The organism is Curtobacterium sp. MCLR17_007 (genome assembly GCF_003234655.2).
In the GTDB taxonomy this organism is placed as follows: Bacteria; Actinomycetota; Actinomycetes; order Actinomycetales; family Microbacteriaceae; genus Curtobacterium.
In genome coordinates this window covers 2,749,560-2,763,254 of sequence record NZ_CP126271.1, presented here as the reverse complement: position 1 = coordinate 2,763,254, position 13,695 = coordinate 2,749,560, and the positions used below count along the sequence as shown (strand labels likewise).

Sequence of the window (13,695 nt, the reverse complement as noted above, 5' to 3'; positions counted from 1 at the left end):
GACGCCGCCACGGGCCTCCCGTCCGTCTGACCAGCGGTGTCACCCGTCGGTGACGAGCAATCGCAGGGTCTCGGCCAGGACGGCTCGCCGGGGTTCGTCGAGCGGGGCGAACAGGTCCTCGAGCACCGCTGCGGCCACCCGATGCCCCTCGGTCAGCGCCGTCCGGCCGGCGGGCGTGAGCGTGTGCTCGATGCGTCGGCCCTGACCGGCGGCCCGCACGATGAGCCCGCGGTCCGTCAGCCGCTTCGCCAGGGTGCCGAACGCCTGGTCGCTCTGGAACGTCGCCACCGCCAGGTCGTGGCCGGACGCGCCCGGCATGCGGTCGACCGCCCGGAGCGCGTCCCACTGCACCAGGGTCACGCCGACGTCCTGCAACGCAGCGTCCATCGTGCGGTGGTTCCGGTACTGCGCGCGTTTGACGGCCTGGCCGAGGGATTCCAGATCGATGGTCATGGTGCTACCGTATCAACACTCGTACATAAACATGCTTACAAAGGAACCCCGTGACGAACACACTCCTCGACGACCGTCCCGCCCTCCGATCCGGCGACCCCGCAGCCCGCACCGCGCTGGTGCTGCACGGCGGTGGTGGCCCCGCGACCGTCGCGCCGATCGTCGAGCACCTCGGCAGCACCATGCACGCCGTGGCACCGACGCACCCGGGGTGGGACGGCACACCGCGGCCTGACACCATCGCGTCGGTGGCGGACCTCGCCTCCGTGTACCTCGACGCGCTCGTGCGGGACGGCGACCACGACGTCGTGCTGGTCGGGTCGTCGATCGGCGGGTGGATCGCGCTGGAGATGGCCGTCCAGGCAGCAGCGGACGACCGGATGTCGGGCGTGCTCGGCGCGGTCTTCCTGATCGACAGCGTGGGGGTCGTCGTCGCGGGGGAGCCGATCGCGGACTTCTTCGCGCTCGACGCCCGCGGGCTGGCCGAGGCGGCGTGGCACGACCCGGAGCGCGGGTACCGGGACCCCGCCGCGATGACGGACGAGCAGCGCGCCGTGCAGCGGTCGAACGGCGCGACCATGGCAGCCGTCGCGGGCGCCGGCATGAGCGACGCGGCACTGCTCGGGCGCCTCGGCTCGATCTCCGTGCCGACGCTCGTGGTCTGGGGTGCGAGCGACCGCATCGTCACGCCGGCGTACGGCCGTGCCCTCGCCGCGGCCGTCCCCGGTGCGGTGTTCGCCGAGGTCCCGAAGGCCGGGCACCTGCCGCACCTCGAGGCACCGTCAGCGACGTGGGCCGCGATCGACCCGTTCCTGGCGACGGGTGCCGTGGTCAGGTCAGGGCGATGACGGCGATCCAGGCCCAGACGGCGACGACCACCGCGAGGGCGACAGCGTGCGCGATCCGGTGCGCCGCGACGACGGCGACGAACTCCCGCAGGAACGCACTCGGCACGTAGTACCGCGCCGTCCGGGCACCGACCACCTCGGCGGGGCTGCCGAGGCTGCGCGCCAGCATCGCAGCGCGCATCACGTGGTAGTTGCTCGTCGCCACCACGACGGTCCCGGTGACACCGGCCGCCTGCTGCACCTCGCGCGAGAAGCGCAGGTTCTCGTCGGTGTTCCGCGACCGGGTCTCCGGCAGCACGGCCGACTCGGGCACGCCCTGCGCCACGAGGTACTCCGCCATCGCGGTGCCCTCCGGCCGTGGTTCGTCCGAGCCCTGGCCGCCGGAGGGGATCATCACGGCGGCACGTCCCTGCGCCGTCGAGTGCCGCCAGACCTCGAGCCCCTTGTCCAGTCGCGACCGCAGCAGGGGCGTCACCTCGCCGTGCCGTAGCCCCGAGCCGAGGACGACCACGACGTCGGCCTCGCGCGGCTTGGCCACGCGGCCGTAGACGACCGCGTACAGCAGGAAGACCAGGAAGACGATGCCGACGTACCCGGCGACGGCTAGCAGGAGCAGCAGCGCGGCCTCGCCGACGGTGGAGCCCGAACGCAGCAGGAGCACCAGGACGACCGTCACGACGACGAGCACGACGCCGACGATGAGCGAGAGCATGTTCCCCAGACTGCGGCCCTCGCGCCGGAACATCCGGACGCCGTTCGCGATGAGGAAGCCCGCCAGCACGACGATCCCCACGGGGAAGAGCAGGATCGCGCCGACGACCACGACCTCGATCGCCGGGAACCGGACCATCGCCAGCTCGGTCACCCCGAGCACGGCGAAGAAGAGCGTCGCGAGCAGCAGCACCCCGTTGCGGAGCATCCGGCGGTCGCGACGCCGCAGCACCACGTAGACGAGGGCACAGATGATGGCGAGCGCGAGGAGGACCACGAGACGAACCCTACGGGGGAGTGGTGGGGGAGGACGGACGGGAGGCCCGGTGCCAGCTGGCACCGGGCCTCCCGTCCCTCAGACGCGACCGCGTCAGACGAGCGCGGTGAAGGACGCGTCGCGGACCAGCACCGTGGTGGCACCGTCCTCGACGTGCTGCTCGGTGTCGCTGGAGAGCCCGAGCGACCACGAGCCGCCACCCGGCTTCTCCGGCAGCGTGAACTCCACAGTCGTGTCCGAGGCGTTCATCAGCACCGCGACCGTGTCGTCGCCCTGCTCGAGCACGAGCATCACGGCGCGGTTGCCGGTGTCGGCCCAGTCGCCGTCCTCGAAGCCCGCGTTGTCGGCGCGGAGCACCGACACGGTGGACTCGGAGTCACCGGGAGCGGTGCGGTACCACTCGGGGCGCAGTGCGACGTGCTCCTTGCGGAACGCGATCGCCGAGCGGGTGAAGGCCAGCAGGTCCTGGTCTGCGGCGTCCCAGTCGAACCACGAGATCTCGTCGTCCTGGCAGTAGGCGTTGTTGTTGCCGCCCTGCGACCGGGCGATCTCGTCGCCGCCGAGCATCATCGGCACACCGGCGGAGAGCATCAGGGTGCCGAGGAAGTTGCGGCGCTGACGGTCGCGGTAGTCGTTGACCGCGCCGTCGTCGGTCGGGCCCTCGATGCCGCCGTTGAACGACGTGTTGTTGCTCTCGCCGTCGTTGTTGTCCTCGCCGTTGGCATCGTTGTGCTTCTCGGCGTACATCGTCAGGTCGGCCAGCGTGAAGCCGTCGTGCGCGGTGATGAAGTCGACGGAGCACACCGGTGCGCGGCGCGATCCCTCGTAGACGTCGGGGCTGCCGAGGACGCGCTGGACGGCGTCGCCGAGCGTGCCCTCGTCGCCGCGCCAGAACGAGCGCATGTCGTCGCGGTACTTGCCGTTCCACTCCGCCCACTCGGCCGGGAAGCCGCCGACCTGGTAGCCGGCGGTGTCCCACGGCTCGGCGATCATCTTGACCGTCCGGAGCACCGGGTCCTGGTGGATGATGTCGAGGAAGGCGGAGCGGCGGCTCGCCTCGTTGTCCTGGCGGGTCAGCGTGGTGGCGAGGTCGAAGCGGAAGCCGTCGACGTGCATCTCCTCGACCCAGTAGCGCAGCGAGTCGGCGATCAGCCCGAGTGCCGCGGGGTGTGCGACGTTGAGGGAGTTGCCGGTGCCGGTGGTGTCGAAGTAGCTCGAGCCGTCGTCCTCGACCAGACGGTAGTAGGAGGGGTTGTCGATGCCCTTGAAGGACAGCGTCGGGCCCATGTGGTTGCCCTCGGCGGTGTGGTTGTAGACGACGTCCATGATGACCTCGAGCCCCGCTGCGTGCAGGGCCTTGACCATCGCCTTGAACTCGGCGACCTGCTGGCCGGCCGTGCCCGACGACGCGTACTCGTCGTGCGGGGCGAAGAACCCGATGGAGTTGTAGCCCCAGTAGTTGCGTAGGCCCTTGTCGGCGAGCGTCGAGTCCTGCACGAACTGGTGCGTGGGCAGCAGCTCGACGGCCGTGACGCCCAGGTCGACCAGGTGCTGGATCGCGGCGGGGTGCCCGAGACCGGCGTAGGTGCCGCGGATCTCCTCGGGCACGTCGGGGTGCTGCTTGGTGAAGCCCTTGACGTGCACCTCGTACACGACGGTGTCGGCGAGGGAGGTGTCCGGGCGGGCGTCACCCTCCCAGTCGAAGGTGCGGTCGGCGACCACGGACTTCGGCATCGCGCTCGCCGAGTCGGTCTCGTCGATCTGGTCCGGGTGCTCCATGTCGTGCCCGAACAGCGCCTGGCCCCATTCGTAGGTGCCGTCGATCGCGGTGGCGTACGGGTCGAGCAGCAGCTTGGCGGCGTTGTGGCGCAGGCCGTTCGCCGGGTCCCAGGGGCCGTGCACGCGGAAGCCGTACCGGGTGCCGACCGTGACCTCGGGGACGATGTCGTGGAACGTGTAGCCGGTGCGGTGGGTGAGCTCCGTGCGGTGCTCGGTCCCGTCGTCGTCGAAGCGGCAGAACTCGACACGGTCGGCGGTGGTGGAGAAGAGAGCGACGTTGGCGCCGCCGTCGACGAGCGTGACGCCGAGCGGCGTGCGCGAGGAAGAGGTCATGCTCCCAGTTGTACCGACCGCGTGCTGTGCTCGACAGCGCCCTGCGTACCCCGGAGCCGTGGCAGCATCGGGGGATGGACATGGCCGTGCCGACCGACACCAGGACCGAGCCGTTCGCCGAGGGTGACCTCGTCGCGATGCGGAGCGTGAACACGTACGGAGCGCACGGCGAGGCCGTCGGCTTCGCCGTCGCCGGACGCGTGCTCGTGGACGACGAGGACCTGGCCGTGGTGGCGACACCGGCGGGTTCCGCCGTCCGTCGTCGCGCGGGGGCGGGAAGCGGCCCGAACGGACGGCTCGTGGTCCCTGACGACTGGGACGGCTCGTACGTCGAGGACGGGTGGTTCGGCGCACCCGTCGTCCGCGTGCACCGGAAGGGCACGCCGTGGTCGGTGTGGCGGTGGCACGACGGCGTCGACTGGGAGCCCGACTGGTACGTCAACCTCGAGTTGCCGTGGGCCAGGACCGCGACCGGCTTCGACAGCCAGGACTGGACGCTCGACGTCGTCGCCCGGGTCGACGAGGACGGCACGTGGTCGGTGCGCTACAAGGACGAGGACGAACTCGCGTTCTACGCCGGCCTCGGCCTCTGGCCCGCCGCGATGCGGTCGGTCATCGAAGGCGTCGGCGCACGGGCCGTCGCGTCCGCCACGGCCCGTGCGTTCCCCTTCGACGCGGACTGGTCAGCCTGGGTGCCCGACCCGATGTGGGCCCCGGTGGACCTGCCCACCGGGTGGGACCGTCTCGACCGCCACGACGGCTGACGGGAGGCCCGTGGTGCGGAACGAGGTCGTCGCGCGGTACACGGGCCGAGCAGCCGAGTACGCGGAGCAGCTCGGCACCATGGCGCACGTCCACCCCGCCGACCAGGACCTGGTGACGTCGTGGGCGTCTGCGATGACCGGCCGCGTGCTCGACGCCGGGTGCGGACCCGGTCACTGGACCGCGCACCTGGTCGAGCACGGCGTCGCGGCCGTCGGCGTCGACGCTGTACCGGCGTTCGTCGAGCGCGCACGCCGTTCCTGGCCGGGCGTCCGCTTCGACGTCGACGACGTGGCCGACCTCCGGGCAGCCGACGACGCGTTCGCCGGCGTGCTCGCCTGGTACTCGCTGATCCACCACGAGCCTGCGGCGCTCCCCGCGGTGTTCGCCGAGTTCGCGCGGGTCCTCGAACCCGGCGGTGGCCTGCTCGTCGGGTTCTTCACGGGGGCGGTCGTCGAGCCCTTCGACCACGCGGTCACGACGGCGTACCGCTGGCCGCCCGAAGCGCTGTCCGAGGTGCTGCACGCCGCGGGGTTCACGGTGCTCGAGGCACACACCAGGACGGTCGTGGGGGCCCGTCCACGACCGCATGGCGCGCTGCTCGCCCGACTGGGGAAGGAACCCACGGCGCCCTGGGGAACGTGACAGTCGCTGACAGGTTCCCCAGGAGGTGGGGCGGGGGATCAGTCCGCCGGTCAGACGATGTCACCGCGGCTGCGCAGGTCAGGTCTTCCGGCGGTCAGCGCGTCCAGGGGTCCTCGGGGCGCCGACCCGGGCGGAAGCCGAAGTGTTCGAGCATCGCGACGGCCTCGGGGAACGCGTGCGCGAGCGACCCGGGCGCGTGCGCGTCGCTGCCGAACGTCACCGCGCGGCCGCCCTCCTGCGCCCACCACTCCGGGATCCACGACCACAGCCGCCGCGTGTTCATCTCGAGCGCTCGCCCTGACCCGGCGATCGCCCGCATCGCCGAGCGGAAGCCGTCCTCGAACGCTCGCGGGTCGAACGGCCCCTCGGTGTCGGACGGCCAGCTGCGGACGGCGTAGTCGATGTGGGTGAACACCGCGAAGGCGGAGGACCCGGCCACCATCCGGGGGACCTCGTCCAGGTAGGACCGCATCACCTCGGCAGCAGGCTGCTGCCGGTACAGGGTGACGGGCTCGGCACGGAGCCCGTCGGACCGCGGCAGCATGTGCAGGGACCCGTTCACGCGGTCGATCGCCCCGCTGGCGAGCACCGCCGAGGCCGCGGACTCCCAGAGGTGCGGCTGTCCGAACTCGAGTCCGGTGAAGATGCGCAGTTCCGGGAAGGACTGGCGGCATCGGTCGATCTGGTCCAGGTACCCGTCCAGGTCGAACGGGGGCAGCCGGACCATGCCGTCACTGCCGATGTACTTCGACGCGTGGTCCCCCAGGTCGCCGTCGTCGACACACCAGGCGTCCTCGAGGTCGAGGTGCTCGGTGAACACCAGGGCGGGCAGCCCGATCCGGACTGCTCGGGCACACGTCCGGCGCATCAGGTCGACGGACCCGGGGTCGGACCCGGCGTCCCAGGAGAACTGGCTGTGCACGTGTGCGTCGGCGGGCAGCGTCATGGTGCCGACACTGCCACGGTGGGCCGTCCGGTTCACGCGCATCGGCGGGATCCTCAGGTCTCGTCGGTGGCGAGCCGCGCCGGTCGTGTCACGATGGCGCGGTGCTGGACGATCGCGACGGAGACGGCCTCGACGTGGCCACCGAGGGCGTGCCGCCGGGGTTCCGGGATCGCGCTGCCCGGCGACTGCCGTCGGTGGTCTTCGGCGTCGCCGGTCTTTCCACCCTCGTCGTGTCGGTCGTCGCCACCGCGTCGCCGGTGCACTCGGCCGCTTCCATCATCAGCGGGATGGCGACGCTGGTGGGGCTGTGCGTGCTCGCGACCGGGGGAGCGGACGAGCGACCCCTGCGCGGTGTCCGCTGCGCCATGCCGTTGCTCATGGTCGCCGCCGCGTCGTCGATCGTGAAGACCGTGCTCCTGCAGGCCGGGCAGCCGCTGCCGTCCACCGTGGCGATCGCGGCCGCTGTCGGCGTCGTCGGCGGGATCGCCGTGGCGCTCGCCGTCGTGCTGCTCCTGCTCGCACGTGCGCGGCATCGGCTCGCCGCCACCACCCTGATCGGGCTCAGCGCGATCGCCGTGATCGCGCTGACGTCCAACGTGCTGCAGGTGCTCGGCGTCCCGCACGTGGAGACGCACGGGCTGACCGCGGTCACCGGTACGGCGCTCCTGCTGATCGCCGCCGGCCTGTTCCTGCGACCGTCGGGCCGACGGCAGCCCTGACCGCCGGCAGCGTCATCCTTCGTCACCTTGCGTGACCCGCACGCCGACCCGCCGTAGCGTCGCGATCGTGACGGAGCCGACGAACCCCTCGAACCCGACCAGGCAGATCCGCTTCAACGCGTTCGACATGAACTGCGTGGCGCACCAGTCCTCCGGGTTGTGGCGCCATCCGCGCGACCGTTCGCGGAACTACCGCGACCTGTCGTACTGGACGGACCTGGCGAAGACGCTCGAGCGCGGTGCGTTCGACGGCATCTTCATCGCCGACGTCCTCGGCACGTACGACGTCTACGGCGACTCGAACGAGGCGGCACTGCGGACCGGGTCGCAGGTCCCGGTCAACGACCCGATCCTGCTCGTGTCGGCGATGGCGTCGGTCACGGAGCACCTGGGCTTCGGCATCACGGCGGGGACGGCCTACGAGCACCCCTACCCGTTCGCCCGCCGGGTCTCGACGCTCGACCACCTCACCAAGGGCCGAGTCGGTTGGAACGTCGTCACGGGGTACCTGCCGAGCGCCGCGCGCAACATGGGCCAGACCGACCAGCTCAGCCACGACGACCGGTACGACGTCGCTGACGAGTACCTCGAGGTGCTCTACAAGCTGTGGGAAGGGTCGTGGGAGGACGACGCCGTGGTCGAGGACCGCGAAGCCGGTGTCTTCACCGACCCCGCCAAGGTGCACCCGATCGAGCACCACGGCGCGCACTTCGACGTGCCGGGCATCCACCTCTCCGAGCCGTCGGTCCAACGCACCCCGGTGATCTACCAGGCCGGTGCCTCGCCGCGGGGCATCGCGTTCGCCGCGGAGAACGCCGAGGCGATCTTCGTCGGGGCGCCGACGCTGCCGCAGCTCGCCGCGACCGTGACGAAGATCCGCGACGCACTCGAGGCCGCGGGGCGCGACCGGTACGCCGCCCGGATCTACACGCTGCTGACCGTCATCACCGACGCCACCGACGAGCTGGCGCAGGCGAAGTACGAGGACTACCTGTCGTACGCGTCCGAGCTCGGCGCGCTCGTGCTCAACTCCGGCTGGATGGGCGTCGACCTGTCGCAGTGGGACCTCGACGAGCCGCTCGGGGACGTCGAGTCCAACGCGATCCAGTCCGCAGCTGCGAACATCTCGGCGGCGACCGGCGAGGACGGCAGCGCGTGGACGATCCGCGACCTCGCCCGGCACACCGCGATCGGCGGGCTCGGTCCGGTGGCCGTCGGCGGGGGAGCGACCATCGCCCAGCAGCTGCTCGACATCCAGGAGCAGACCGACGTCGACGGGTTCAACCTGGCCTACGCGGTGACCCCGGGCACCTGGGAGGACGTCATCGAGTTCGTCATCCCCGAGCTCCGCGCCCGCGACGCCTACCCCACCGGGTACACCGAGGGCTCGCTGCGCCACAAGCTGCACGGTCGCGGCGACCGCTTGCCCGCCGAGCACCGCGGTGCTGCCTACCGGATCGGCAGCGACGCGGTCGTAGGCTGACCGGGTGATCGAGTCGTCCGTGGTCGTGCGCCCCGCGACCCCAGACGATGAGCCTCGCTGCATCGACCTGTGGTGCGCCGCCGTCGCCGCCCGCGACGGGGTGCCGGAGCACCCTGCGACCCGTGCGCGGGCCGAGCAGAAGTTCACCGCCCCCCGGGTGGCGCTGCTGGTCGCGGCCGGGGGCGCAAACCGGCTCGACGGCTTCGTGCTCGTCTCCGAGCCGGGCACCGGTCGCCCGACGGACCCGGAGGACGCGGCCTACCTGTCGCTGCTCGCGGTGCGGCCGGACGTCCAGGCCCACGGAGTCGGCCGGCGCCTGCTCGTCGAGGGGGTCACCGCCGCCAGGGCGGCTGGTCACCCGGCGATCGCGCTGCACGCGCTCGCCGACAACGCCCGTGCGGTCCGCCTGTACGAGGCTGCCGGCTTCCGATCCGCCGGTGTCGACTTCCCGCATGCACTGACCGGTACGCCGACCCGCACCTACGTCACCCGCTGACGGACGGGAGGCTCGGTGCCAGCTGGCACCGGGCCTCCTGTCCGTCCTCACGTCCGCTGCGCCGGGGGCGACCTCGCCCACCGGTCCGCCGACGAGTCGTCACCAGGCCGCACGGGTCGTGACGGCTGCGCACCGTCACCGCGTCGGACGGAGCCGTCCGCCGGTGTCGGCCGGGGCGCGAGTCCCGTCGTCGTCCGCCACCCGCCGCGGACGACGTCCGCGAAGAGCGCGTCGACGATGACGGACTCGACGTCCCGCAGCAGCTCGTCGTCGACCTCGGGCGGCTGCACTGCTGCCACGAGCTCCACGGTCGCTCCCTGGTCGTGGGATCAGCCGGCGAGGGCCTGCTGGTCGGTCGGTGCGCCGCTCGTGACCTCGATCTTCCTGGGCTTCGCCTTCGGGGTGACCGGGATCACGAGGGAGAGCACACCGTTGTCGTAGTGCGCGGAGATGCCGTCGGAGTCGACGCCTTCGCCCAGACTGAACTGGCGGAGGTAGGAGCCGTGCGGGCGTTCCCGGAGCAGCCACCCGCCGCCGTCGGTCTGGGTCGGGGCGGTGCGCTCGGCGCGGATCGTCAGGAGCTGCCCGTCGACGTTGATGTCGACGGAGCCCGGGTCGATGCCGGGCAGGTCGGCGTTGAGCATGTACTGGTCGCCGTCGCGGTGCAGGTCGACCGGCATCGGCCTGAGCGTCTGACGGCCACCCAGCAGGGCGCCGGTCAGGCGGTCGAGTTCCGAGAGAGGATCGAACGTCACAGCCATGGTGGAGATGTCTCCTTCCTGATGTCGAGTTGTGGTGTCCGGGGTTCGTCACCGGGCACGATCAGAAGGTAACTCCGTCACGGATCCAGTTCCTCGAAAGGCGCTGGAACGTCGCTTCGAGCTTGCTCGGAACGCCTCAGACCCGCCACTTCCGACGCGGCGCACCCATCTCGGCCTCCTGCGGGGTCGGGTAGGTGATGAGCTCCAATGTCGATCCCCACGGGGTACCGACGTACACGAAGCGGTTGCCGGCGCCGCTCTCGTTGCCCCCGAGGTCACGCGGGTCGGCATACCGGTGCCCGCCGATGGCCTCGACGCGGGCGAGTGCCCGGTCGAGGTCGTCCACGTAGAACGCGACGTGCTGCCAGCCGAGGTCGCTCGGCCGTGCCGCCGCCCGTTGGCCGCGCCCGTGGTACTCGAACAGCTCGAGCCCGGGACCGTTCGGCAGCGCGAGCATGCGGAGCGCGCCCTGCGCCATCGTGTGTGGGATGCCGAGGCGTCGCTGCACGTCGAGGTCGCCGCGCACGGGTTCGCTGCGGAGGAACCGGTCGTACAGGGCGACGGCGTCGAACCCGTCGACGAAGAAGTCGGTCGCCTGGTCGATGTCGGGGACAGTGAGCCCGATGTGGTCGACGCCGCGGACGACGGACCCGGATCCGGAAGCGACTGCTGCGGCAGTCGATGATGCGCGCGGTGCGAAGGTCGTCATGGCCGTCTCCCCTGACGTCGGCTGGCATGGACCCGTCCAGTGCACCGGCTGGTCCGTCCAGCGGCAACCGGGGCCGTCGGGACGTGCGGGGAACCGCGCTGATCCTGCGTGTTCACCACTCTCTGAGGGGGTGCTCAGACCACCGGTGTCCACGCGGGGAAGGTCGCCGACCGGCCGTCGCCCGACGAGCGGCGGGTCACGCGTCGACCGACCCAGGGGAGCACGTGGTCGCGGTAGTAGCGGAGCTCCTCGGGCAGGCGCGCCTTCGCCGTCCGGGCGTCCGCCGGTTCCGCGGGGAGGGGGCCAGCCTCGATCGCGTGCAGCGCGAGGTCGGCCACGCGCTGGTGCCCCGCGGCGTTCATGTGCAGGCGGTCATCCGACCAGAACTCCGCACGGCCCAGGTGCCGGTCGCGTGACACGTCGACGAAGGGCAGGTCGTGGCGTCGGGCCAGGCCCTCGAGGGCATCGGCCCAGGCATCACCGCGGCGGTTGATGAGCGACCCGAGCGGCAGGCGGGCGCTCGGGTCGGCGGGGCTCAGCAGTGCGAACCGGATGCCGCGCGCCAGCACGCGTTCGACGGCGGCCTCGAGGGGCCCGATGAGCACGGCGGGGTCGAAGGCCGGACGCAGCAGGTCGTTGCCACCCGCGCAGAAGGTCAGGAGCGTCGGGGCCGGGTCGAGGGCGAGCGCCGCGTCGAGCTGTCCGTCCAGGACCCCGGCGAGCAGTCGACCGCGGACGGCGAGGTTGGCGTAGGACACGGTGGCGCCGGGGTGGAGTGCGGCGATGCCGGTCGCCAGGCGGCCGGTCCACCCGGGGAGCGTCGGGGTACCGGCGGTCGTGCCGTCGCCGGTGTCGCCGATGCCCTCGGAGAAGCTGTCGCCGATCGCGACGTAGCGGATGGAGTCCATGCCGCCATCATCGTGCACATCCCTGTGCATGATCCTGGTCGGCGGGTGCTGTCAGTGGTCTGGGTCTCAGTGACCGGCGGTCGCGCGCTGGACCAGCCGCGTGTTCGCCGCGGTCGCTGCCGCGGTCATCCGGTCGAGGAACCGGATGACGGCCTCGAGGTCCTCGGTCGGGGTCTCCTGCACGGTGGCCGCGATCTCGGTGCCCGCGAACGCCAGGAACCGCTGGCTCTCGGCACGGGCAGTCCCCGTCGCACGCAGGGTGATGCGCCGGCGGTCGGTGCTCTCGCGGTGCCGCTCCACGTGCCCGGCCGTCTCGAGGCGGTCGAGCAGGATCGAGGTGGCGCCGCTCGTCATCCCGATCCGCCGCGCGAGCGACGCGGGCGACAGGGGGGAGCCGTCGGCCTCGGCCCAGATGACCTGCCCCAGGGCGTTCGCGTCCGACACCGGCAGTGCCATCCAGGACGACAGGTGGTGGTTCAGCTCCACGAAGGTCACCGCCCAGTCGCGCAGGCGGTGCATCGCGGCGACCTGGTCCTCGGCCCACGGGTGGGTCAGGGGGTCGATCTCGGTCATCCAGGTTCCTTTGCTGCAAAGTCGCTTTACTGTAAAGCATGACAAAACCACATGCAGTGATCTCCGGGGCGAGCATCGCAGGTCTGTCGGCCGCCTGGTGGCTCCGGCACACCGGATGGGACGTGACCGTGATCGAACGGGCACCCGCGTTCCGTGACGGCGGACAGAACGTCGACGTGCGCGGGGTCGCCCGCGAGGTCCTCGACCGGATGGGGCTCGTGCCGGCGATCCGCGCCGTGAACACCACCGAGACCGGCACGGTGCTCGTCGACCGGGACGGCCGGGTCCGGGCGGAGCTGCCCTCGGACGGTCCGGACGGGGCGACCGCCGAACTCGAGGTCCTGCGCGGCGACTTCGCCCGTGCGGTGCTCGATGCGCTGCCCGCCGGCGTGGAGCTGGTCTACGGGGAGACGATCGACGAGGTCCAGGACACGGCCGGGGAAGCGGCCGACGGTGCCGACGCGGACCGTGTCACGGTGACCACCGGCACCGGACGGGTCCTGCACGCTGACCTGCTCGTCATCGCGGAGGGCGTGCGGTCGCGGACGCGGGACCTGGTGTTCCCGGACGACGACGTCGACGCGCGCGACCTGGGCGTGACCATGGTGTTCGGGACGATCCCGCGCACCCCGACGGACGACGACCGGTGGCGCTGGTACAACGCGGTGGGTGGCCGACAGGTGCACCTGCGCCCCGACCCGTACGGCACGACGCGGGCCATCCTGGCGTACGCGGGTGGCGACGGGCTGACCGGCGTGCAGCGCGACGAGGCCGTGGCGGCGCTGCGTCGCCGGTACGCCGGTGCCGGCTGGGAGTCCGAGCGGGTGCTCGACGGCCTCGCCGTGTCGGACGACGTGTACCTGGACGAACTCACCCAGATCCGGATGCGGCGGTGGCACCGGGGACGCGTCGTCGCGATCGGGGACGCGGCGTGGTGCGTGACGCCGATGGGCGGCGGCGGTGCCTCGCTCGCCCTGACGAGCGGGTACGTGCTCGCCGCGACCCTGTCCGCCCGTGGCCCCGGACGACCGAGCCGGCGGGACCTGGACGCGGCGTTCGGGGCGTTCGACCGGTGGATGCGTCCGTTGGTCGACCGGATCCAGGGCATCCCGAGGGGCATCGTCCACTTCGCCTACCCGCAGTCCCGCCTGGGTCTGGCGGCCCGCGGCGTCGCCGACAAGGTGCTGACGTCGGCGCTGTTCCGACCCGTGGCTGCGAAGCTCACCCGGGTGGCCGACTCCGACGTCCCGCTGCCGCCGATCGTCGCCCACGCGGTCTGACGGTCGCCGTGA

The 13,695-nt window shown here is 71.9% G+C and carries 16 protein-coding genes; 7 read left to right on the top strand and 9 right to left on the bottom strand.

All coding sequences use genetic code 11. The features are described 5' to 3' along the window. Positions 1-39: 39 nt before the first annotated feature. Entirely contained in the window at positions 40-453 is a 414-nt protein-coding gene (locus DEJ13_RS13115) for a MarR family winged helix-turn-helix transcriptional regulator (protein WP_111105695.1), read from the bottom strand. Between the two features lie 50 nt (positions 454-503). On the opposite strand from DEJ13_RS13115, the gene DEJ13_RS13110 reads away from it, so the two are divergent. Then, positions 504-1,301 (top strand): alpha/beta fold hydrolase, encoded by a 798-nt coding sequence (locus tag DEJ13_RS13110; protein ID WP_111105694.1) that lies wholly within the window; start codon positions 504-506, stop codon positions 1,299-1,301. Here DEJ13_RS13110 and DEJ13_RS13105 read toward each other — a convergent pair. After that, positions 1,285-2,289, bottom strand: coding sequence for a YdcF family protein (locus DEJ13_RS13105; RefSeq protein ID WP_258373977.1), 1,005 nt, complete (start codon positions 2,287-2,289; stop codon positions 1,285-1,287). The two genes, DEJ13_RS13110 and DEJ13_RS13105, sit on opposite strands and share 17 nt — an antisense overlap. 93 nt (positions 2,290-2,382) lie before the next feature. Then, positions 2,383-4,401 (bottom strand): glycogen debranching protein GlgX, encoded by a 2,019-nt coding sequence (gene glgX / locus DEJ13_RS13100; protein ID WP_111105693.1) that lies wholly within the window; start codon positions 4,399-4,401, stop codon positions 2,383-2,385. A 74-nt stretch (positions 4,402-4,475) separates the two neighbouring features. On the opposite strand from glgX, the gene DEJ13_RS13095 reads away from it, so the two are divergent. Both DEJ13_RS13095 and DEJ13_RS13090 read left to right on the top strand, forming a co-directional pair. Further along, a complete protein-coding gene (locus DEJ13_RS13095; RefSeq protein WP_111105692.1) occupies positions 4,476-5,165 on the top strand; it encodes a ribonuclease FAU-1 family protein in 690 nt (229 codons plus the stop codon). A 10-nt stretch (positions 5,166-5,175) separates the two neighbouring features. Further along, positions 5,176-5,808, top strand: a complete 633-nt coding sequence (locus DEJ13_RS13090; protein ID WP_349815039.1) for a class I SAM-dependent DNA methyltransferase — start codon at positions 5,176-5,178, stop codon at positions 5,806-5,808. A 94-nt stretch (positions 5,809-5,902) separates the two neighbouring features. Here the strand turns inward: DEJ13_RS13090 and DEJ13_RS13085 are convergent, their stop codons facing one another. Then, positions 5,903-6,796, bottom strand: a complete 894-nt coding sequence (locus DEJ13_RS13085) for a PHP domain-containing protein (protein WP_258373976.1) — start codon at positions 6,794-6,796, stop codon at positions 5,903-5,905. A gap of 59 nt (positions 6,797-6,855) precedes the next feature. Between DEJ13_RS13085 and DEJ13_RS13080 the strand changes: the two genes are divergently transcribed. The 3 genes from DEJ13_RS13080 to DEJ13_RS13070 all read left to right on the top strand — a co-directional run bounded on the left by DEJ13_RS13080 (position 6,856) and on the right by DEJ13_RS13070 (position 9,452). Then, positions 6,856-7,473, top strand: coding sequence for a hypothetical protein (locus DEJ13_RS13080; RefSeq protein WP_146245147.1), 618 nt, complete (start codon positions 6,856-6,858; stop codon positions 7,471-7,473). Positions 7,474-7,540: 67 nt separating this feature from the next. Further along, a complete protein-coding gene (locus DEJ13_RS13075) occupies positions 7,541-8,956 on the top strand; it encodes an LLM class flavin-dependent oxidoreductase (RefSeq protein WP_258373975.1) in 1,416 nt (471 codons plus the stop codon). Positions 8,957-8,960: 4 nt separating this feature from the next. Beyond that, on the top strand, positions 8,961-9,452 hold the full coding sequence (locus DEJ13_RS13070) for a GNAT family N-acetyltransferase (RefSeq protein ID WP_111105689.1): 492 nt from the start codon (positions 8,961-8,963) through the stop codon (positions 9,450-9,452). A 47-nt stretch (positions 9,453-9,499) separates the two neighbouring features. On the opposite strand, the gene DEJ13_RS13065 is transcribed toward DEJ13_RS13070, so the two are convergent. The 5 genes from DEJ13_RS13065 to DEJ13_RS13045 all read right to left on the bottom strand — a co-directional run bounded on the left by DEJ13_RS13065 (position 9,500) and on the right by DEJ13_RS13045 (position 12,403). Further along, positions 9,500-9,751, bottom strand: a complete 252-nt coding sequence (locus DEJ13_RS13065; protein WP_146245146.1) for a hypothetical protein — start codon at positions 9,749-9,751, stop codon at positions 9,500-9,502. 30 nt (positions 9,752-9,781) lie between these two features. Next, the gene (locus DEJ13_RS13060; RefSeq protein ID WP_111105687.1) at positions 9,782-10,213 is read right to left on the bottom strand and encodes an Hsp20/alpha crystallin family protein; all 432 of its coding nucleotides are present in this window, start codon (positions 10,211-10,213) and stop codon (positions 9,782-9,784) included. A 136-nt stretch (positions 10,214-10,349) separates the two neighbouring features. Further along, positions 10,350-10,922, bottom strand: coding sequence for a VOC family protein (locus DEJ13_RS13055; RefSeq protein WP_111105686.1), 573 nt, complete (start codon positions 10,920-10,922; stop codon positions 10,350-10,352). 134 nt (positions 10,923-11,056) lie between these two features. Next, complete coding sequence (locus DEJ13_RS13050) at positions 11,057-11,830, bottom strand: SGNH/GDSL hydrolase family protein (protein ID WP_111105685.1); 774 nt, start codon at positions 11,828-11,830, stop codon at positions 11,057-11,059. A 66-nt stretch (positions 11,831-11,896) separates the two neighbouring features. Further along, a complete protein-coding gene (locus DEJ13_RS13045; RefSeq protein ID WP_111105684.1) occupies positions 11,897-12,403 on the bottom strand; it encodes a MarR family winged helix-turn-helix transcriptional regulator in 507 nt (168 codons plus the stop codon). 38 nt (positions 12,404-12,441) lie between these two features. On the opposite strand from DEJ13_RS13045, the gene DEJ13_RS13040 reads away from it, so the two are divergent. After that, positions 12,442-13,683: an FAD-dependent monooxygenase gene (locus DEJ13_RS13040; RefSeq protein WP_111105683.1), complete on the top strand. Its 1,242-nt coding sequence runs from the start codon at positions 12,442-12,444 to the stop codon at positions 13,681-13,683. Positions 13,684-13,695 lie beyond the last annotated feature (12 nt).